The sequence below is a fragment of the Acidicapsa dinghuensis genome (assembly GCF_025685685.1).
Classification (GTDB): Bacteria; Acidobacteriota; Terriglobia; order Terriglobales; family Acidobacteriaceae; genus Acidicapsa; species Acidicapsa dinghuensis.
The window spans coordinates 729,660-751,538 of sequence record NZ_JAGSYH010000004.1 but is presented as its reverse complement, the minus strand read 5'-3'; the positions used below and the strand labels follow the sequence as shown (position 1 = coordinate 751,538).

Genomic DNA, 21,879 nt, shown 5'->3' with positions numbered 1-21,879 from the left:
ACTTTCTTGTAACGCTTCAACAGCTCGATCGACCATATCCATGTAGCGTACGGCTCAGCCTGCAACATTAAGGCGAGAGTCTTGAGCTTTAGTGAAGGAGCGTTGTCAAGCACGCGGTATTTGTCGGGCCCGCTTCGTAAGCGAGTGTGTCTCCGTGATGCGTTCCGTTGATGCCGGAGCGTGGCCGAAGCGACGTCGGGGGCGTTGCAATCAGTATGGGCTGAGAAGGGAGCGCATTTCTGAACGAGGCCATGTGTTCCATCGCGATGATTGGCGACCTGGGCTGGGTCCTTCCGTGGCTCGGAGAGGGGCCGGCGCTTTCGGCATTAGTATTCTTGTGCCTCGTCGCACTCAGTGCCTGCCTCTATCTCTACTGGAGGGTCAGCGCCTTCAAATCTCAGAACGACGTTCTTCGTGCGCTTGTCTATGATCGGCCTGATGTCGGAGTTGCGGAGTTCCGGTTCGGCCGCCTGGTGGAGCGCTGCAACGATGCCCTAGAGCGCATTTTCGGCATGAGCCGTGAGGAGATCATCGGAAAGGCTCTCCCACTACCGGACTCTCGGAAATCGCAATGGGAGGAGCTTGAGGCACGCCTGCGCGCTGGCTTTCCGTACTGGAATGTCGAGACCATCAGGGTTCGTGGAGATGGATCTGTCTTTCGAGCCTATATTTCCGCGTTCCCGATCTTCTCCCGAAATCGACGCGTTGTTGGCTATCTGGGGATGATTACGGAGGAACGATGGATGTCCAGCCTCGAGGCAGAAGCTTCGAGGCTTGCCGCACTCGCTGACAACAGTTCGGATTTCCTACTTCTCCTCGATCCAAACCTTCGCATCATCTATGCCAATCCGACGGTGGCGGCGATGACCGGCATCGACTTCGATTCGATCGACGGCACCGATGTTCTGGACTGCTTCGCCCCAGATGACCGCCATTCGGCCCGCCACTACTTCGATGTCTTGAAATCCGGTATGAACGATGAGTATTCACCGAGATTGAAGTTGAAGCATCGCGAGACCGGTAGGGAGACCCTCGTGCAGTTTGGGATCTATCCGCTGTTTGAATCTCCAAACGAGGCACCGTCTGCCATTGCGTGCGTCGCCAAGGATCGAGCCGATGAAGTTGCCCTCGGGAAGAAACTGCGATTGAAGCAGAGGGAAGTCCAGGTTGTACTGGAGCGGTTGCCAGTCGGCATTGTCATGGTCGATCTCAATGGAATCGTGGGGACGAGCAATAGACGCTTCCAGGAATTACTGGGGTATGCAACCGAAGAGATTAGCAGCACCCCTTTTGCTCACTTCGTACATCCCGAAGATCTTCGCGAAGGACGTCGTCGTTTTCTGGAACTTGCGGCTGGGCACCTCGACCACTACGAAGCGGCCAAACGGCTAGTCCATAAGGATGGGAGAGTCATTCGGGCCCGAATGACTGTATTGCTAGTCCGCCGAGAGGACGGCGCAGCCAATCACATCATCAACATCGTTGTCCCTGTCGAGGATGTGCCGCCGGCCGACGACATCGCAAAGGTGCTTTCTACTTTGAACTGACCCGCGATTGGAACGCGATCGTTTGCTCTGCGTCATTGGACCGGCCCCCAGCTCGGAGTACGCCGAGTCGGGTCACCGCCGTTTCTTCCACCGGCTCAGGGCCCTCGTCCTTCTCAAAGAGACGCCGATACGCTGCGGACTGACGGTAGAGCAGCTCGTGATTGCCCTCCGCGACAATCCGCCCCCGATCCAGCAGAATGATCCGGTCGACCCAGGTAATGGAGCGCACTCGATGTGAGATGAAGACGATCGACTGATTGGCGTTCCATCTTGAGATGGAGTTTAGTATCCGCCGTTCGGTGGGCATGTCGAGTGCAGATGTAGCCTCGTCGAGGATCAGAATCGCCGATTCTCGCAGCAGCGCCCTGGCGACTGCAAGGCGCTGACGCTCTCCTCCCGAGAGCGAGGATGCGCCGGGGCCGAGCAGGGTGTCGATCCCCTTTGGGAGTCGTTCGATCAGGGCTCGTAGCTGTGCGGCTTTGAGTGCGCTCTTCATTTCTTCTAGCGAGGCGTGCTCCCTGGCGTACTGGAGATTCTCTCGAATGCTCCCAGAGAATAGAACGGGATGCTGCGATACGTAACAGATCGCGCGCCGCACCGCGGCGAGAGTGTAATCCTGCAGCGGCATTCCCTCGAATTCGATCTCGCCGGCTTTAGGGTCCGCCATGCGAGCGAGGAGCAGAGCAAGTGAAGATTTGCCAGAACCGCTCTCACCGATAAGAGCGATCCTCTCTCCCGGCGCCAAGTGGAATGACACCTGCCGCAGCACTTCGTTATCGGAGGTGTAGCGAAACTCCAAATCTCTGCAGGCAAGTCCGAGGCGTAGGCGCGGCTCTTGCCCGATGTCAATGTGCCCGAAATCGGGGACGCTGGTGTCGGTCTCGAGGACATCACGGACACGACGGATACTCGCCATCATGCGCTGGGAACGCGAATAGAGCTCCATCGCCGTCGATACTGGGTCAAAGACTCGGGTGACGTACGCATAAAAGGCAACAAGCGTACCGATGGTCAACGATCCCTCAAGATATTCGTGGCTCCCGAGACCAAGCAGTAGCAAAATCCCGAAAGCCATTACGGCCGTGACTGCCACGGAAAAGGCGATTTCTGCCCGTCTCTGTGACCACTGGGCCCCCATCATGTCTCTGCGCACCTCGATGGATCTGTCGATGCACCGCTGTTCCGCGCCGAGCGCCTGGATCTCGGGAACCGCGTTCAGATGTTCGGCGAACTGACTCGACGCCTTGCCAAGCTCTGCCTGAGCCCTGTCGGCGCGGGATGCAATTAGCCTCCTGAACCGCCATCGCACAACGAAGAAGAGTGGCAGCAGCGGTAGTACGGTAAGAGCCATCCGCCAGCTTAGCGTGAACATAATGACGAGGTTGAGGAGAAAGAAAATCAGCGATCGCAGGACCGTCCCGAGAGCGTCGGCGGAGAACTGTGCGATCTGCTCGGTGTCTTGTTCAATCCGGCTCAGCTTCTCGCCTAGCAGCGTATTCTCATGCCAATCAGCCGACAACCGCGTCATGTGTTCGAGGAGTTCGCTGCGCAAATCGTGACCGAGCAGCTGACTCACGCGAAATCCAAGAAGGGATGCGAGGCCATTGATGGCCGTTCGCCCGATGAAGCAAAGAGCAATGAGAGCAACCATCACAAGCGAATTGACCAGCTGCCGCTGAGGAAGAGAAATGTCCAGCCAATGGCGCATTAAGAGAGGATCTGCATTCGCGATCAGCCCGGCCAGGGACGCAAGAAGGAAACTGAGAATGAGATGCCCAAAGTATTGACGGATTCGTTTTGCAATCCAATGCGTTGTGCTCAGCGGAGCGTCTCCCGGTGTTTTGCGAGCAACGACAGTCATCTGATCAATCTCACTTCACTGATGACTTCTGTCATCCCTTGCGTGAATCGGTAACGGTTCCCGCCGCGTCTAATATTGGATTTATGGACGTGAGAGCTGTCAGTCACAAGAGAGGCTGTTTCGCAAATGCAACATGACGATAGCTCACCGTTGCTTATAGGAAACACGAGCCTGTCACAGAGGCTGTCTCGGTGTTTCAAGATACTTTGCTTTCGTGTTGTTTCGCTCACTACATCGAACGCCATCCTGTGAGAGGAGAGCCAAGCGCTATGCAAGCTGCCAATGATTCTCCGGCAACATCCGGGAGGCACTCCGTTCAAGGCGAGATGCACGCGGGATTGGTTTGCACCGAGCGAGGCTCCCCGATGCAGCAGCCCCGGCGCGCTGATTGCCGCAATGCAAGAACGGTTGCTTTCTTGGACACCGGGCATAGTGAAGAGGCACGTTCTTTGTCGCGCAGGCTCAGGAGGTGTCGCATCACCATATAGCACGAAAAAGGCCCCCGGCAAGACTTCCGCAACAGCGAATTCGTTGGAGTACGATGCGCTGACCATCCGGAGAAGATTCTGGATCTGGCAGTTCATTCCGGGATTCCAACTCTGCTTGACCGCTGCTGATTGCGCGACAGGGGACCCTTTGTGGCCAGACAGAAGACGAATCATCCAAACAGTGTCGAGAAGAAAGTGATTGCAGAGATTCGCGAGCGTCGGCGGTATCCATCGGGAGATCCGAGACGTGGAGCACTCGACGATCCAGCTGCCCTCATCTATGACATCATCGACAGCGAACACGCGAATGCGCGGCTCACCATCGGTGTTATCGCGCGAGAGATGGGAGTCTCGGAGAAGACGTTGCGTCGAAGGTTTGAGACGCGATACGGCATGAGTCTGCAAAAGCGCCTTGCAGCTGTGCGGCTTGACTATGCATTGTCGCTGCTCTCCTGCTATCCAGTCACGAAAGTAGCTGAAGTCGCACGGGATCTCGGCTACGCCGACATACGAAATTTTTATCGTTTCTTCCAGGATCATATGCATATGTCGCCGATCGAGTGGTGCCGGCAGAGCCAGGCGCGAGCTGACGAGGAAATCGCCGAAGCGGCGCGCGAGAATGATGAGTCTGACGATCCAGACTTACTCTAACTCGACTCGCTTGTCGATCGAACAAGCTCTCTGCATTTTGTCCACTTCTACGAATTGTTTGTAAGTGTCTTCGAGTGGCACACTCCTTTGCACAGTTGGATCGATCGAGTTTGAGTTCCAGCACATGTCCGGAGTGAGAATCACGGGTCTATCGCTGCGGGCAGACTAAGGACCCACCACCCTTGCCATCTGGTGCGCGCCTCATCTTCTCACCGGCGCGGCAGATCGCAGCAATGCGTTCCCGCAATGACGTTGTGAGATTGATCTCCGATCCGGAGGAACGAAATGGAATTTCCAACCCCACAGCTTCGCTCGGTAGTCGACCAGGATGGCGGAGTCATCCTGGATATTAACTCGGACCAATTCTTCAGTCTGAATCCGATCGGGGCCCTGATTTGGACCCAACTCGCCAACGGCAAAACCCTCGAACAAATCAAAGATGCGATTGCAGGTCAGACCGGCATGGACCGCGCAGTGATTTCCACTGACGTGGACGAGTTCGTTGCGGACCTCAAAGCCAAACGCTTGTTTCACTTCTGCGTGTAGCGTACGACCTGTAGCAAAATGAGGCTCCCGTGATGACGATGTTCGACAGATCAAATTCAATCGAGTACAGGGTGGTCGTCATTGATCCGCAATCCATGCAAATTGTGGTGTCACAGACTGAGTCAGGACCGGTTCTGCTACGGAGCCCGATCCAACTACATGTTCGCACCGCGGATGCTTTAACAGAGTCCCTTGTGCAGAATCACGCTCTCCATACCCTGCAACTTGCGCTGCTGCCAAGTTCGCTCCAGCAGAACCACTGCGCGGTACATGAGTTAATTGATCCTCCGAAGATGATCTCTCGAGCTTACGCACTCACACCGCTCCACAGCGTACCGCCAGGCGAGCTGTCCGAGGAAGAACGAACAATGGTGCGCCAAATAATGCACGGGGAGGCCACTGAGTTGGGACGATTTGCTCGTTTGGGATGGATCAATGAATTATTTGCGATTCTTGGTTACAGGAATTGGCGTAACCTCTCTCCGCATTTCCGCCATATGAACCAAGGAATCAACTTTTGCCTTCTCTCGTTTGCGTTCGGTGGTGGGAGCAGCAAATGGTTCAAAGCGGTGGGACATCCCAACACACATGAGTACGCCTTGACTGCGGAACTGACACGGCGCTTTCCTCAGTATTTGCCGAAAACGTTAGCGACTATCCCCGAATGGAATGGCTGGCTCATGCAGGGTGTTCAAGGAGTTCCATTGAACGAGTCGAATGATGTGCGGCAGTGCGAACAGGCTTTAGCTGCTCTTGCCACGATGCAAAAAGAGCTCGCCGTCGATACGTGCTCCTGGTCAATCCTGGGTGCAAAGGATTGGACATGCCAGCGAATAGCGTCCTTATTGGAGCTCTTCTTTGAGGACGCACAGCAGGCCATGCTCGCGCAAGAAGTGACCATTCCTAAGCCTCTGACGTGTGTAGAGCTAGAGAGTCTGCAAGATGATGTGCGGTCGGCCCTTCAAGAGTTAACGAGTGCTGGCATACCGGAGACATTGGTACATGGGGACATTGGGCACGGAAACGTCATTGCCGCGCCTGGGGGGCCGGTCTTTCTAGATTGGGCTGAGACCTACATCGGTCACCCCTTCATGTCCGCGGAGCATCTATTGGCGGATCTCGCCCGATCGAGTCCGCTTGTTGCCGATAGCCATAGCGCACTGCGCCGATTCTATGCCGACTATTGGAGAATGCACACAGCGACCGCGCTTCTGGAAAAGACGATCTCAGTCGCTCCTTCCATCGCAGCATTCCTCTACGGTCTCGTCGCTTGGGCGGCAAATCGCAACCGGCCAGATCCCACTCTTGCGTGGCCTCTCTTGCGGTCGATGCTGCGGCGGACGAAGTGGGAGCTAGCAAAGGCGTCGGAGGTGGCCGCATGAGCGCAATGTTGGACCCCTCTTCTTATCGGCCCGAGGCCGTGTACGAGGTATTGCATGGGATCGAAGTGGAAGACACTTTCCGCTGGCTCGAGGAACAGGACTCTCTCGCTACGCGTGCATTTATTCGTAGTGAACAGGAAGCATATCGCAAGTACCTCCACGGTCACGATCAGCTCCGGTCTTCAATCGAGGAACGCGTGATGGAATTGCTGTCGGTAGAGGTTATTGATCTCCCAATATCTGACAGACATGGCGGGCTGCTCTATCTTAGGCGCAGAGCAGATGAAGAGCAAAAGGCACTCTATCATCGCAATGACGGTGGAATGGAGACACTTCTCCTAACGAACGAGATCCTTGGCCGGGACTCAAACACGTCCCTCGCAATCCTCCAAGTCTCTCCAGACGGCCGCTATCTCGCATTTGCCCTTCGAATTGGGGGAGAAGATGTTCAGGAAATTGCTTTCTACGACCTGGACAACGGACTGCTCTTGCCAGATTCGCTCCCACGGGGTTTCTACCGAGGTCTGGTATTTGACAATGACGGGAGCGGCTTTCATTACGTCCACGAAGAAATCGAGGGGGTATATCAGACCCGTCGTGCCGCCAGACATCATCGTTTGGGAGAAGCTTCAGTCTCGGACAGTGAGGTTTTTTATGCGGGAGATGGCCCCTCACTTCGACTGATCATACAGGGATCTGAAAACGGTTGTTCGCTGGGGTACACGGTGGTATCCCTGGAATCGGCGTCCCAGACTCGCTTCTTTTTTCACGAGGCTCCCTTTTGCCAGCCTCCTCGAAAGCTCGTTGATCTTGAAGGCAGAAGCTTCAGCGCCTGCCTCAGAAAAGACTCGCTGGAAGCGATGACAACACACGACGCACCGCTCGGGAGAATTGTATCTATTAGTCTTGAGAGACCTGAACCTAAGGCTTGGGACGATCTCGTACCGCAGTCTCGGAAACACCTCCACGCGTTTGAACACTGGAATGACTCCCTCGTAGCACACTATCTGGACGGCTGCGAAATGACGACCCGTCTATATTCGGCGACTGGCGAGTTTCAGCGGGAGATTCATTACCCACCAAGCGGCACGTCCAGGCTAGGCCAACTTGATACGCTTCATGGACGATTATTTTATTCACATAGCGATATCACGGCTCCTCCATCGATTTATGCAATCGACCTAAAGACAGGTGCGAGTTCTCTATGGTGGCGTCAGTCTATCCTGCCCACATTGACAGAACCAGATGTTGAGGAGCGATCGTATCCTTCGGTGGATGGAGTCAATATCCCAATCACGCTCATTCGTCCGTCCGGGTGTTTAGGTCCTCGGCCGACGCTTCTAAGCGCATACGGTGCTGCCGGTGTAAACAACACTCCAAAGTTCAGCGCTCTACTAACCATCCTCATTGAAGCTGGATTCTCCTGCGCAATCGCTCATGTCCGCGGAGGCGGAGAGGGCGGGCGACAATGGCATCTGGCCGCACAGAAACAACATAAGCAGACATCGGTCAACGATTTGATTGCTGCGGCGGAATGGCTGATGCAAAACAATTACACGGCTTCCGATCATCTCGGAATAGCTGGTCAGAGCGATGGTGCCCTGTTAGCCCTCTGCGCTGTAACTCAGAGGCCGGCTCTATTTCGTGCAGCCATGGCCCTTGGGCCGTTGGCAGATTTGGTTCGCTTTCATCTCTTCGGAGTGGCTCGTGGATTCGTTAGGGAGTTTGGATCGCCTGATGATCCGGAAGAATTCGCCGCTCTCTACGAATTATCTCCCTATCATCGGGTTGTCGACACTGTCAATTATCCTGCGGTGCTGATCATATCCGGCGACCGCGACAAACGCTGTGATTCGCTGCATGCGCGCAAGATGATTGCTCGGTTGCATCAATCCCCATCATCAGAGCGCCCTGTGCTGCTCGATTACTCCGAGAATCGTGGGCACAAACCTGTGCTTCCCCTGACGGAGCGAATTCGGGCACTCACTGCCCGCCTGACTTTTTTGATTGCAGAACTCGGCATGGTCCCACGAAGGGAAATCGGTTGATGAGAGACCTCCTTCTTTTTCTCGAAGCGTACGCTAGGCTTATTGGACATGATCTGTTCTTGTCTAAGAATGGCCTGGCGGCATTGCACGGGGCTATAAAACGATACCCGCTACGGTCACGAAGGCGACAGAGCATTTCCATCGAACACATGAGCTATTTGGTCGACCTTGCGTGCGCTTTTTATCCTAAACGGGCGATGTGCCTACAACGCTCTGCGGTGCTAGTGAAAATGCTTCGGAGACACGGAGTTCCGGCCCTACTAGTCATCGGTGCTCAGAAGCTACCCTTCAGAGCGCATGCTTGGGTCGAGGTAGAGGGCAAGATTATTAATGATCGACTCGCATTGCGTGAGACGTTCCTCGTGATGGAGGTATGTTGATGAGCGCATTGGCGGGTATCTTCAAATTTGATCCTCGTAACGTTGTTCACGAGTCTGACCTCGTGGCGTTAGCGGAGGGCATCCGGACAATTGGACCGGATGGCGGTGGGAGTATAAATCGCTCCAATCTTGGTATGGCCTACAGGGCACTCCATAGTACTCCGGAGTCGCGCTTCGAGAGCCAGCCCTTGGATCGTCCAGGAAGCACTCTCACATGGGACGGCCGCCTCGATAATCGAGATGAAATTCGGGAGACGGTCTCCGAGAAATTCGAGAGAATCCCAACCGATGTAGAGCTGGTGTCAGCGGCATACAGAGAGTGGGGTACAAAGTGTTTTTCACGGCTCCTCGGTGATTGGGCGATTGCGTTATGGGATGACGACAGAAAACAATTGATTCTTGCGAACGACTATATAGGTGTGCGACGGCTCTTCTATCGGGTAGACGATGACGGGGTCTCATGGTGTACTGTCCCTGAGCCCCTGGTTCTGTTGGCGCCGGCCAAGTTGCATCTCAATCTCGATTATTTCTCTGGCTGTTTCCATACACGACCTCCTTTGGGAACAACCCCTTACCGTGAGATTCGTGGAGTTACTCCGGCACACTTTCTGATCTTTCGTCTGGGAGGACAAATCGAAGAGGCTCGCTATTGGTCAATCAATCCCAATGCAATCATTCGCCACTCATCTGATGAGGGTTACGAAGAGGAGTTCCGAGCGGTACTGAGAAGGTCTGTCTGCCGGCGCATTCGCGCTGATGGAATCATCACGGCGGAGCTTAGCGGGGGCGTCGACTCCAGTTCCATCGTTTGCATCGCCGATGACATTCGACGTGCTGAAGTTGGGCCGGCCATCGAAACGCTGTCGTATTACAACTTGGATGAGCCTAGCGGGGACGAGCGTCCTTTCTTCTCGGTCATTGAACAATATCGAGGTCGCACTGGAGATCACATCTCCATGGACAAGGTATTCCAGCAATTGACCAATCGGGCGCTCGCTCCTCTCCCGAAGGAGCATTTCCTCGCCGCACCAGGTTACTTTATGAGGTCGCTGGCATGGAGCCGAGCAATCCAAGAGGTGTTGGAGAGATCGGGTTCTAGAGTCGTGCTCTCCGGCTTAGGTGGTGACGAGCTGCTGGGAGGTGTACAGTACGAAGCCCCTGAACTGGCGGAATATCTCGTAGAAGGAAAGATTGGGTTGTTTTGTCGCGCCTTGATTGCGTGGAGCGTCTCGAGAAAAAAGACTGTATATAGATTGCTTCGCGAAGCATTCGGGCTCCTCATGTCGCGGTACAACCCCTCTGCCTTAGTCAGCGGGTCCACAGATCACTGCAGATGGGTAAGACTCTCGCCCCCGAATTCGCGGAAGATAATTTCTCATTTCACAAACTGGAATAAGCTCGGGCCGACCCAAGCAAATGCGGAAGGCGTTCGTTATAGCATTGCAAGTCAACTAGCATGCACGGATCCTCCGCTGACAGGTGAGTTCGAGCGTCGCTATCCGTATCTAGACAGGGACGTTTTTGAATTTGTCGCGGCTGTGCCAAGAAACCAGATTGTCAGTCCGAATCTACGCCGATCCCTTATGCGACGGTCTTTGAAGGATCTTGTTCCGCACCAGGTATTGTTCCGTAAGACCAAATGGTTCGGCAGTCGAAGTCCCCTTGCGGAACTTCGCGACCAGATGCCCTATCTTCACCAAATGTTCGACACGCATTGGCTGTCGGATGGGATCCTGATTGATGCGGGGCACTTGCTCGATGAACTCGGCAATTCTGGTCATGGTCCGACGACGCCGAGTTCTCACACTTTGTTAGCTATAAGCATCGAGCAATGGCTTCGGGATCAAGTTGACCGAGGGCTACTGGATATGAAGGTTCCACCCTGATGCCTACGCAAAAGCTAAAGCTGCGCGTATTGCGACTGAAGCTCTGACATGTTAGCCAGAGGTACAACAATCCTAAGGAAAGGAGAAAAACGATGAACTACAGCAAGCCAACCGTTCTTGCGTTATCGTCTGCTTCGGCAGCGATTCAGCAAGTAGGCCACAAAGGCTCCGCGGATCCGGATACCGATACCAAGGCATCCAATCCGCAGAGCACCGGCGGCTCCTACGACCTCGATGAGTAACGAGGAGCGCGTGATATGTGGGTGGGCAGGCCTCGAGTGGATGCTCACTCGCATAGCCGCTTGTCTGAACTTTCATCGTTTCGACCACGGAGTGAGAGATGAAATATATGAAACCATCGGCCCAGCAGCTTATCTCAGCTACGGCTTTGATCCGGGGACTCGGCAACAAGGGCCTCGCTTCGCCTGAAGGTGATGTATCATGCTCTAACCCCCTCAGCAGCGGCGGTTCTTATGACGTCGATGAATAGACCTGGCGCGCTACATCAGCCCAAACGAGGGCCAGGCGGTTGATTGTCTTTCAGGGCGTCGAGGTACAGTTGACTACGATCGCCTATTGAGACGGTGTCCTATTCGCACTCGCTTTGCGAATGTCCCTCCATCGCCGATATTCTTCCGCTTTCGTCGGGTCTGGATCCTCATAGCCTTGTAGCCAGTAGCGGAACCAATCGACATTACCTCCCTGCGCTGCAAGCCGAATGGCGGGATCGGTAATCACATGTTCGTTCGTTTGAAGCTGCAAGAACTCCACCGGCCGGCCCATCTCGCGCAGCAGAGCGTAGGGTTCCCACATGGCTATGCTACCCAAAGCTCCTCGGGCCACTATGCGGGTAGGAGTCGTCACCTTGTCCAAGTTGAATTCTGGAGACCGAGCGATCCAATCGTAGAGGCCTGGACCGTACGGAAGAGCACCAATCATTGATGAGATTTGATCTTCCCAGGCAGTGGCACCCATGTTCGCCACTTGCTGAAAGTACCCTAGGTTGATGCCATCGTATACGGACGCTGCCTTGAAGTGGAGTGTACTCGTTGATAACGCAGCCAAGACGTAGGACACTGTTCGACTGAAGCCGATAATGCCGACGTTCTGGGGGTCAACAAGTCCGGAGTGGCTAAGCTGAGCAACTGCGGATTCATAGCCCATCACGTTACATGGGAGCTCTTGCGGGGTTCCTCGCCCGGCGCAGTCGCGCATCTGAAGAACCATGATTCCCGCCCCGGCGAGTTCTTGCGCGACGAACGCACTCGGAAATCCCCCACTGGGTGAGAACCGGCGCTCGTCAAAACCATGATTTTGTATCACGAGCGGATATCGCTTTCCCACCACGTAGTTGATTGGTGTGTATAGGAGAGCAGACCAGGCCCTGCCCGTTTCGTCATTCCACCTGTACGGCGAAACTTTCCCCAGTGCGATATCTCGAAGCTGCGGATTGGGATCCCATATTACCTTCGTGATCCCTGTTTTTGTGTCCTCGCCCACAAGGGTTGGTGGTTCGTCAAAACCCATCTTGACTTCGATTCGTAAAGATGAAGCCGAGTGCGGAATCGGTGCGTCTGATTCCACTCTCCAGTTCCCAGTTGCGTCTTTCTGATACGTCATAAAGCCATCCCGTGCCGCAGTGCCTTCGAACGCCAAGTAGGAAATGTCAATGCGATCGTTACGTCCAGGTTCAAACTTTACGCTCAGAATCCTCTTATATTCGGGTTCAAACCCATGAGACAGATTGCGCTTCAAGGGAACGACACATTGTAGTGAGCCTTTCGCGGACAATTCTCTGACGGCCACGCAAGGGGGCGTATCGTCGTTCGACCCGTTCGGAACAAAGGCACCCGGTAGGATGATCCATTGCCCATCGCTCGACCAAGCAGGAGGCGCGAAGTTCGCCCACCATCCCGCTCGCAGTGCAGTGGGTCCATCCGTCAGCAGCGTAACTATGCCTCTCTTTAGATCGATGGCCGCGTATTCGCTGACAAATGAGTACCCCCGATTGCTGAGTAGATTTTGCTCGCCTGAGACAATGGGAGTAGGGAACTCTCGATATGGTGGAAGATATCTTGTCTCCCATGCCCTCGGAATTTCTGGGACAGGGAGCGCGATGAGTAGTGTGCGACCGTCAGGCGACAACGTTAGGTTATCTCTCCCCTCAGGATAGACTGCAACAACGCGCCCAGTTGCCGTGTCGAATATAGGCGATGCCTTGCCGCCAACTGCAGCCCACAACTCGCTTCGGTCAACCGGCATCATCTGTGGAGAAAACACAGCGTCATATAGGGTGTCGGATGCTCCGAGCACTGTTTCTGCTTCTGCATCGCTATCTCTGTGCACATCGCCCGCTTCGGAGGTTACGGTGAATGCATAATGGTCCGGGCTTCGAATGTCATAAGCAGTGACGTCTTGTTCAGAGGGCGTAAGCGCGACCACGGAACGTGAACTAAGCTCTGCAATACGCAATTCCATATGACCGCTGGAGTTCTTTAGCAGATACGCAAACCCACTGGAGTCACTCAACCATCGAATATGTTGTACTAAGGTGCTTTCACCGCCGTCTTTGTAGGTAGCTTCGTGAATGGTCCAAATCGGCAGGGGTGCCCGATCTCCCGCACCGTCCACATAATCGCCCAATTGCGACATGTCGTAAACGCGCAGTTCGTCGTGAAGTCGATCGTCGTCAAGTGATCCATATTCCGATTGGATAACAACGAACTCGTCATCAGGTGACACCAACACTGGCGATGCCCCTTCGCCGTAAAGGTCACCGAACGTAACCAGGTCGATATCATCTCGCACATTAAGGCCTCTGCGCTGACCAAGCAGGTGGCTGTTGTTCCATGAAATCAGCGCGAGCACGCACAATATACTTGATAAGCCCTTCATCCATACATCCTTTAGTGAATTACGGTGGGACCGCGATTCGGCATCGTCTCAGCAACGGTGCCAGCTCGCACCAATGATTGGGACCGACATAGATCGAGTCAGAATAGGAGCTTGAGGGATAGCTGAAGCGACCGCGGGCCGCCTACTTGGTAAAGAGGGTTTAGTCCTCCAAGGAAACTGTTTAGTGTGCTGTACGCATAGCCAAACTCATTCGGTCCATCGTTAAGCGAGTTGTAGATCGCGCCGAAAATGGGGTGATTAAAGGCATTGAATGCCTCCGCTTTGAACTGAAGGCTAACACCTTTTTCAAGGAGAAACTCCCGGTGAAGCGCAGCATCTAATTGAACGGCATCCAAGCCATTGACGACGTTTCGCGGGAGGTCGCCGTTCGTATCTGCGGCTGCAGTTTGGAACGCACTATAGTTAATCACACGTTTCCCGGGGTATCGTTCCCCGTAGATGTAAAGAGGCTGTCCAGAAACATAGTTGGGCTGAAATGTCATGTAGTCGCCGCTGCTTGGATCTATGGTCAAAGAACCGGTAACGTTTACTGGGAGGCTCGACCTCGCCTGAAGGCGGAGATCTAGACCCCATTCACTGAGGAGCGCGCGCTGAAGGCGACTGGTTTGGATTATGGGAACATCGTAAGTTAATGCCGCCTGCAAATTATGACGAATATCAAAATCTGAGCTCGAACGAAGAAGCTCATACACGGCAAAATTACTCGAATCGTCGTCGATCGAATGCGACCAGGTATAGGATGCTAAGCCCTGTAATCCGTGAATGAGAGCGCGTTGATATTTAATTTGGAGTGAGTTGTAATTTGAAGAGGCCCTTCCCTGAGTCAACTCTAGCTCTCCGCTTGAAGCAAAGTTTGGATTTCCGACACGGCCTGGAAGTGAGGAGAACAGCGTGAGGAGTTTGCGGCCTCCTGAGCCTACATAGTTAAAGGTAACGCTCTGTTGCTTGCCGAGCGCTTGCTCGACGCCGAGATTGTACTGGAGTGAGTACGGAAGTCTCAGGTTGGGATCGAATGCAAAGACAGTGCTGGTATAAGGTGCTGCTGCACTTGCCGGAGGGACCTGCAGTTGCGACGAGGTCAAAGGAAAGCTCGCGGAAGAGAGTCTCGTCAGCGACCTAATACCTATTCCTTGATAACCTTCGGAGCCTTGGGTATTACCCATGTCATAGAAGATTCCGAAGCCCGCGCGCAATACGGTTGCCCGATTTGGGTCCTGGTGAAGTTGGTAAGCTACTCCAACCCGAGGCGCAAACCCCAGCCAGTCCGTGTGCCAGAGAGGTGTGCCTTCAGGCGCAAGTTCGGCTGTCAAAAGATCCGTGATCTGGTTCAGAGTGTACGGGGAGGGCCCTTCGGAGCTGTGAGGGGCCGGATTAATATCCCAGCGTAAACCGAGCGAGGTAGATAGCCTGCTACTTACCTTCCATTCATCCTGAACAAAAGTCGAGAACGCTGTATAGACCGGCTTGACAGCAGTGGGTGCCTGTTGCTGAACGACGGTTACAGCTGTTGTGCTCGCTAGTATCTGCGGCTCTGAACTGAAGACATATTCCGCTTCCGGGTTGATAGGGGTCAATGTTGTCGAAAGAAGACGCCAATCAAGACCAAATTTGAGAGCGTGTTTCCCTAAGGAGATTGTATGCGTGTCAGTAATGTTAAATTGATGCTGGCGGGAAGGAATGTTCTCGAGTTCGAATGTGGGCTCTCCGCCGAATTCAAAAAGCGCAACCAATTCAGACCCATCACTCGGGAACCCATTCCCATTTGGTCCCGGAAGGTTCGAGAGAGCCAAGGGCACTGCTCCGCCTAGACTGGTAGAAGTCGCAGCATAGCTGCCATCTGCCTTGGTGAAGTTAAACCGGAGTTCATTGGCTTGCCGGGCCGAGACAAGACTTGTTAGGCCAAGCGTGGCCGCATCATTGCTCGCGCTTTGCACCTGTTTGATGGCCGCGCTATAAGAAGTAGTATCGGAGGGGGTGGCTGCGAACCGACCAAATATCTTGAAGTGGTCGCCCAAATTCTGGTCAAGTCGGATACTGGTGTTGTTCAGGTGTGCTGGATAAGATATGGCTTCAATATAGTATGCAAGGCCGTCGCTAAGACCATCCTCGCCTCCATTAGCGACCGGAAATGCATTGAGAAGCGGCTGAATGGGTGCTGTGGATTGTTGTCGGAGATTGCTGTCGGGAACAGAAATTGCAGTCGCTGCTTGCGGCGCGTCTAGGCGAAGACCCTCGTAAGAGAAGAAGAAAAAGCTCCTATTCTGTCCGTTGTACGCTCCGGGAATCACTAGCGGGCCGCCGACTGTCCCACCAAAATCGTTTTGGCGCTCCTTCCCTTTTGGGTAGCCATAATAGTCGTTAAACCAGTTGCTGGCATCCAGTGCATCATTTCGGAGATAGTCAAATAAAGTCCCGTGCCAGTCGTTTGTACCTGATCGTGTACTGAATGAAAACTGGCCTCCAGGCGTGCGACCGAATTCCGCTGAGTATGTCGATGTTGTCGCACGAAATTCCTGAAGATCGTCGATGGATACTAGGCTTTGAGTTGTACCAAGTGCGGTCTCACCTGCTACTGCGCCTGATGCGCCAGCACCAGTCCCAAAACTGATTGGGGAAACACCTGTATTAGCGCTTACTCCGTCGACCGTGAAGTAGTTTGATTCAGTGCGTTGGCCGTTTACGACTATTTCACCGGTCATGCCAATAATACTTCCGGTTGATTCCGTCGACGGAGGTGGGATCTGAGAAACACCAGGAGCCAAGGTCATCAGGCTTTGGAAGCTCCTGCCGTTTAGTGGAATGTTCTCTACAAAATTTCTATCGATGACCGTACTGACTGAAGCATCCGTTGTATTGATGTTGAGGCCGCTGGCATCGACAGTGACATTTTGGCTTGCGCTCCCGACCTTGAGCACGAGTTGAATGTGCTTGTCGTCTCCGACGTTCAGGAGGATGTTTGCGACAGTGACATCCGAGAATCCGTTCTTGGATACCGTGAGGGTATAACGCCCCGGTTTCAAGAAGGGAAAATCCGCATTTCCGGTCTTACTGCTTGCGGACATCTGTTGTTGGTTGGTATCGCTGTTGCGAAGGGTCGCGGATGCGTCAGGGATGACGGCGCCGGAAGGGTCCGAGATTGTAATAGTGAGAGTAGCGGAGTTGGCGTCTGCATAGGAAAAGTTTGGAGCTCCCAAGCAAAACGCGGCTGCAAACATCCCGGAAAGAAATTTACGCACAAGCGCTGCAATGTAAGACATAAATCTCCTGAGGCTTTCACAGCCGAAACTGAAGGGTGCTGTTCGTTACTCTTTGACGTCAGCTCTCTCCGACAGATAGAGGCGCTCGATGGTTTCACGAAGCGACCGCTCTTCGGTTTCGAGATTGGATGTCAATTGCGTGACGGTAGCAAGGTTGACGTTCGCGGGGAGTCCGGATGGCGATAGCGTAAAGCCGGCCGTGAGCAGACGGTCCAGCCTTTCTGTGTTGTGGTTAAGGAGAACTGTGGCTCTACCTAGTTCGTCAGGGTTGGGCAACGGTGAGATCGCGATCGGCGTTGCGGGCGAACGTGCATTGGGGTCTTGTTGCACATGAGTGAGATCTGAGCGAAGGAGCGCGTTCTGCTGCTCGAAGCTTTGGAGATGTTTGTCTAGCAGCGTCAGCCAGAGCATCTGGTCTTGCGGCGCCATCTGTCGAAGCTCATCGGACGTGAAATCAGTAGCCGCGATTTGACAGATTGACCACGCTTCGCGATGGAGTTGAGCGCCGCGAGTGGCAATACTGCTTGCGACTACGCGAACGCGGTCATCGAGCTGGGTGCCCACGAACCCTTCAGCCGTTAGCCCTGTGCGAAGCTCCGGATCAAATGGAATTCGCTGTGACCCAAGATCGACAGGTGCCAGCGATTCGATACTTATCGGACGGGATGTGGCTGCTGCGCTTGTAGGCTCATCGCTCGCGTGAAGGGAGAGTCGGAGTTTCTGGCCTCCGTGAAGCGCTTCGAAAATATGCTCGACCGAAGATTTCTGGGATGAAGTCGGAAAGACTCCATTCAATGTAATTGTCCCATCCGGCTTGCGCTCCAGATTGACAATCTGCTCCACGTGCGATCCAAGATTGTCGAGGAGCTGCAGCGCTTCGAGAGCGAGGTGCGCTGAGTCTCCACCGGATCTCTGTGGATCGTGAGGACTCGTGGCACTGCTCTCCAATATCGAAGGGGCCGGCTCGAAATCACGATCAACCACTCTGTTGGAGGGGAGCACCTCGTATCTCAATTCACGGAACTGATACTGAAGTGTCATGTCTCCGTCGCGTAGGAGGAGCGTTTCGCGAACCGGGCGCATGGAGTCGGCAGTGAGCACTAGGTCAGCTGAGACGAGAGCCGTACTCCGATTCGCGATGTCATGATTCTCAAATGTGATGTCGAAGGCGTTCGTGTCGCGTTTGACGCGCAGGTCTTTCGCATCGGCACTCAGTTCCTCGAAGTCTTTGGCTTCGGGAACATGTGTCCATGCGTTGGACGAAGTAAGTTGGGTGGTTTCGCCAGAAGGACGGTGAATACCAGTTTTCCTTGAGTAGGTGGTTACGCTTCCCGAAGAATCCTCCCAACGGCCCGCGAGAAGGTTCCCATGAGCGTCGTGGTATCGGGCGGCGCTGCGCTTGGGGGAATTGCTGTGGAGTGTGTCGATCGTGCCCGACTCGATGACGCTACCATCTTGTGAGCGAATCTCAAGAGAGAACGTTCGATGAGCGGCTCCCCTGAGAGGGATCGCGCTGTCCGCTTTACGTTGAGACTCAGCGAGAAGTTCTATCGCCTGAGGTTGAACAGGAGATTTGTGTTCAGGTTGGCTGATCCAAAGAGCCCCGAACGCGATCAGACCGACTACGGTAGTAGCACCAAGCACACTCAGGGGCCAACTAGAATCAGACCTCGCGAACCACGAAGAGAGTATCGATCTGACTCTCCGTACCAGCGCGGGCTCTCGAGTAGGCGTTGCTGACGTATGTGTCTTGGGGTAGACCGGCGGGCGCAACTCGTCTTCATGCGCCCAATCGTCATTGAGGGGTTCGAGAATCGGATCGTAATAGCTCACATCTACGATCGGCACTCCACCTCCAAGATCGAGTTCGAGGGAGAGAACTCGATCATCACTCAGAGCGGCTTCAGCTTCGAGTTGAATGACTTCGGCCGCGTCGTAGTTCTGAACATCCAGGCACAATAGACGAACTCTCTGTTCGCTTCTCACCTCAATAAACCGCGGTATTGACGACGAGTTGAGCTTGATTTGGAAGTGGCTCTTCGCCGAGGTAATTTGCTGGGCGCTATAGACCTCGCCGTCAATCACCAGCTCGAGATTCCTCGGACGGTGTTCATGGACGTCCCGTGCCTTTTTCCGCATTCGGGTCAACGGTTCCTGCTTGGCACCTGAAGACCGTGGTGGTTCACCGTCATTAGGATCGTTGAAATCCGAGAACCATGGAGGAAGGCCTAGTAGTCGAAGCAAGTGGTTTGCCCTTTCAAGACATGTGCGACAGCTCGCCAGGTGGGCGACGTCCCGAGTCGTCAACTGTTCTTGAGAGTCTGAAGCATAGAGTTGCTCGAGACGGCCCGGAGCGAAACAGGCGCCTTCCGGCTCGGCGAAAATGCGCCGCTTTAGCTCGGCGAAAAGAGCGGTCGGTGACTCGGGAAGAAAACGCCGCGAGAATGAGCTTGAGGGGCGGGCGTTAGACCCGAGAAAGTGGAGCCCCTCTGGGCGTGTGAGGAACGCCTTCGCTTCGAGTCTCCCTGTTTCGGTCAGCTTGTAGACGGCAGCACTTGAAATCTTCAGCAGGCGTACGATCTCGGATGGATAGTAGTTGAGAAAGAATCGGAATATTAGAACACTCCCCGCACGAGATGTCTTGCGGCGTAGACAACAGTAGTCGCAGATTCCCGCGAGATCGCTACGAATATAGAGAAGGTTTGAGCGGTCCACGGATGTGAGGGCAAACTCCGCCGAGTCGTAGTCCACCACTTCAAGGCTGCTGAAGGCATCGCGCCCCTTGCTCTCGTAGTTTGAATGCGCCAAATGTTGAAGTGTCCGGTGAAGGTAGCCTCGCAAGCGGTCTTCGTCGTCCAACTGAATGTCGGAGGACGCCTGGACAAATCGGACATAGCAATCGTGAACCAGGTCCTCCGCTTCTGTACGCTCACCGCGAGAAAGTCGAAGGGCGCGGCGGAACAGCCATTCATACTGATCGAGAAAGACCTTTTCTCGATCCGCCGCTCGTTCCACTCGATGAATCTTGTGTGAGCCCAAGATTGTCCCCTTTACCTTCATCTACGGATTGGAACGCGTTTTCTGATGTTTTGCGAACACTGTGTACTCACACGTAGGTTGCTCGCGTCCGTCCTCTCTGGCTCCGCAAGAAGCGACAGTTCTGCAAGATCGTGAACTTTGCAACTCGAAGCAGTGCTCAGCCTCAAGGAAAGATCTATTTCGTCTGCTCGGGTGAGCAGGAGTCCGCGTCAGGTGAGGATGGAATGCCGAGCCTTAGGAGAGGGCGCACCGGTCTTGAAAGCGCGGATGATCCGGAGCAACCAGGCTTGCACCAGGAGGAGAATTGGAATCGGTTACTGAAGGCTGTTACTGGGCCGCTGCCACGCTGGTCACCGCCAGCCGGTAGCCCTGTCCCCGGACATTCTCAATCAGGTCCTGGACATTTGCCTTTTCGAACTTTTGGCGAAGGCGATAGAGAATCGTATCGAGCGCGGATGTTTCGCGCCGTACGTCCTTCCCCCATGCGATCGCGAGCAACTCTTCGGAAGTGAAGATCTTTGACGGACTCGCTGCGAGGGCGGCCATGATCTTCGTCTGCTGCACGCTCAATTCGATGAAAGTAGTGCCAACTGCCAGCTGCCTCTCCTGGCGGTCCACCTTGATCTGATTCGTCGCGACCCACCGCGTCGTGGGCGATTTTGTCCCAAGTAGTCGCTCATCTCGTCGGAAATGGGCTTGAATACGAGCCAAAAGCACCCGGAAGGATTCGCCGCGCTTGATGATGTATTCGTCGGCTCCTGCATCGAGCGATGCGGTCATGTGAAACTCACCTGACATCACGGAGTGGACGAGTATCGGCACATTGATGCCGGCGGCGCGAAACTGCCGCACTAGCCCGGTCCCGTGAGCAGGGTTAGGACTCCCCTCGTTTTCCTCTTTCAGGTTGAGGTCGAGGATGATCAGATCGAAATGGGTCTTATCTACCAGATCCTGGGCTGACTCAACGTCTCGGGCCAGCTCAACGTGGAATTTGGCCCTTTCAAGCTTTCGCTTAATTTCGACACTCATCTCCAACTCGTCATCGACGAGAAGCAGCGATTTCATAGAACTCCGTGCGGGGGAGTCGCAGTCTGGGTCAGGATCGAGCGGGATAGCCGATGCAATGCGCGTTGCCTGTAGTCGGATTATATCCGCAACTGGCAAAATACTACGCTTCAAGTATGCCAGTATTGCCAGAATCTGAGACACACTTCGGTGGCGCTTTTCAAAGATTTTTCACTTGTGCACACGCCGTTATCCTCTCAGTTCCCGGAGTCCGTGATAACCATGCGTTTCAATCAAAGACGTTTGGGGCAGGACTAAGAGCGGTGACTGGAAGTCGTATGAAAAGCGAGGCAGTCGCGCCCCGAAAATTTGGCACTGGGTACCGGCTGTGACCAGATTAGCGCTTTTGCGGTGGGCCGGCCGATGGGACAATTGTCTCAGGACTAACGGTCGCGGTATTTCTTTGGGCGCCGGCGATTGCCTTCTGCTTCGAGAATCTGTTGAATACGAGTCCGAGGCATGATCTCAAAGCCAGCCTCCCTTTCGATCCGCTTCATAACGGTCGACGGACTTAGGCCAAGGACTCCGAAGAGATTGAAAATCGCGGCCAGGGAGGCATTGCGGGTTCCATTCTCGATTTTTCTGATCGAGGATTGGTCGTAGCCGGCGAGGAATGCCAGTTGATCTCGGGACAGGCCCAGTCGATTCCTTCCCTTGATGATCACAGCCCGAACCGCATCTTGCGGGGTGATCGTTTGTCGTTCGCCCTGAGCCATAGATCAAGCATGGCCGGGCGGGGACAATTGTGCTGGGACAATTGTCCCACAGAATCGCAATCGATTCAGCGAGTTAGATTCTATGCGGAGTCGCTCA

The 21,879-nt window shown here is 54.3% G+C and carries 15 protein-coding genes; 9 read left to right on the top strand and 6 right to left on the bottom strand.

Annotated features, from left to right (window positions below):
• The first annotated feature begins 251 nt into the window (after positions 1–251).
• Positions 252–1,547: a PAS domain-containing protein gene (locus OHL22_RS14060; RefSeq protein ID WP_263338473.1), complete on the top strand. Its 1,296-nt coding sequence runs from the start codon at positions 252–254 to the stop codon at positions 1,545–1,547.
• Here the strand turns inward: OHL22_RS14060 and OHL22_RS14055 are convergent.
• Positions 1,534–3,408, bottom strand: a complete 1,875-nt coding sequence (locus OHL22_RS14055) for an ABC transporter ATP-binding protein (RefSeq protein ID WP_263338471.1) — start codon at positions 3,406–3,408, stop codon at positions 1,534–1,536. The two genes, OHL22_RS14060 and OHL22_RS14055, sit on opposite strands and share 14 nt — an antisense overlap.
• A gap of 638 nt (positions 3,409–4,046) precedes the next feature.
• Between OHL22_RS14055 and OHL22_RS14050 the strand changes: the two genes are divergently transcribed.
• From OHL22_RS14050 to OHL22_RS14020, 8 genes are all read left to right on the top strand, one after another.
• Entirely contained in the window at positions 4,047–4,547 is a 501-nt protein-coding gene (locus OHL22_RS14050; protein WP_263338469.1) for a helix-turn-helix domain-containing protein, read from the top strand.
• A gap of 285 nt (positions 4,548–4,832) precedes the next feature.
• Positions 4,833–5,093: a PqqD family protein gene (locus OHL22_RS14045; RefSeq protein WP_263338467.1), complete on the top strand. Its 261-nt coding sequence runs from the start codon at positions 4,833–4,835 to the stop codon at positions 5,091–5,093.
• 599 nt (positions 5,094–5,692) lie between these two features.
• Positions 5,693–6,475 carry an aminoglycoside phosphotransferase family protein gene (locus tag OHL22_RS14040; RefSeq protein WP_263338465.1) on the top strand — a complete coding sequence of 261 codons (783 nt, stop codon included), beginning with the start codon at positions 5,693–5,695 and terminating at the stop codon, positions 6,473–6,475.
• A complete protein-coding gene (locus tag OHL22_RS14035; RefSeq protein ID WP_263338462.1) occupies positions 6,472–8,523 on the top strand; it encodes a prolyl oligopeptidase family serine peptidase in 2,052 nt (683 codons plus the stop codon). Before OHL22_RS14040 ends, OHL22_RS14035 begins: the two co-directional genes overlap by 4 nt.
• Positions 8,523–8,903: a lasso peptide biosynthesis B2 protein gene (locus tag OHL22_RS25080; RefSeq protein ID WP_377819292.1), complete on the top strand. Its 381-nt coding sequence runs from the start codon at positions 8,523–8,525 to the stop codon at positions 8,901–8,903. Before OHL22_RS14035 ends, OHL22_RS25080 begins: the two co-directional genes overlap by 1 nt.
• A complete protein-coding gene (locus OHL22_RS14030; RefSeq protein ID WP_263338459.1) occupies positions 8,903–10,789 on the top strand; it encodes an asparagine synthetase B family protein in 1,887 nt (628 codons plus the stop codon). The genes OHL22_RS25080 and OHL22_RS14030 overlap by 1 nt, the downstream gene beginning before the upstream one ends.
• A gap of 92 nt (positions 10,790–10,881) precedes the next feature.
• A complete protein-coding gene (locus tag OHL22_RS14025) occupies positions 10,882–11,031 on the top strand; it encodes a hypothetical protein (protein ID WP_263338458.1) in 150 nt (49 codons plus the stop codon).
• A gap of 98 nt (positions 11,032–11,129) precedes the next feature.
• Positions 11,130–11,279 carry a hypothetical protein gene (locus tag OHL22_RS14020; RefSeq protein ID WP_263338457.1) on the top strand — a complete coding sequence of 50 codons (150 nt, stop codon included), beginning with the start codon at positions 11,130–11,132 and terminating at the stop codon, positions 11,277–11,279.
• Between the two features lie 83 nt (positions 11,280–11,362).
• Here the strand turns inward: OHL22_RS14020 and OHL22_RS14015 are convergent, their stop codons facing one another.
• The 5 genes from OHL22_RS14015 to OHL22_RS13995 all read right to left on the bottom strand — a co-directional run bounded on the left by OHL22_RS14015 (position 11,363) and on the right by OHL22_RS13995 (position 21,782).
• Complete coding sequence (locus tag OHL22_RS14015) at positions 11,363–13,684, bottom strand: hypothetical protein (protein ID WP_263338455.1); 2,322 nt, start codon at positions 13,682–13,684, stop codon at positions 11,363–11,365.
• A gap of 98 nt (positions 13,685–13,782) precedes the next feature.
• A complete protein-coding gene (locus OHL22_RS14010; RefSeq protein WP_263338453.1) occupies positions 13,783–16,962 on the bottom strand; it encodes a TonB-dependent receptor in 3,180 nt (1,059 codons plus the stop codon).
• A gap of 45 nt (positions 16,963–17,007) precedes the next feature.
• On the bottom strand, positions 17,008–19,977 hold the full coding sequence (locus tag OHL22_RS14005; RefSeq protein ID WP_263338452.1) for an RNA polymerase sigma factor: 2,970 nt from the start codon (positions 19,975–19,977) through the stop codon (positions 17,008–17,010).
• Positions 19,978–20,328: 351 nt separating this feature from the next.
• Positions 20,329–21,066 carry a response regulator transcription factor gene (locus tag OHL22_RS14000; protein ID WP_263338450.1) on the bottom strand — a complete coding sequence of 246 codons (738 nt, stop codon included), beginning with the start codon at positions 21,064–21,066 and terminating at the stop codon, positions 20,329–20,331.
• Positions 21,067–21,449: 383 nt separating this feature from the next.
• Positions 21,450–21,782, bottom strand: coding sequence for a helix-turn-helix domain-containing protein (locus OHL22_RS13995; protein ID WP_263338449.1), 333 nt, complete (start codon positions 21,780–21,782; stop codon positions 21,450–21,452).
• Positions 21,783–21,879: the final 97 nt, after the last annotated feature.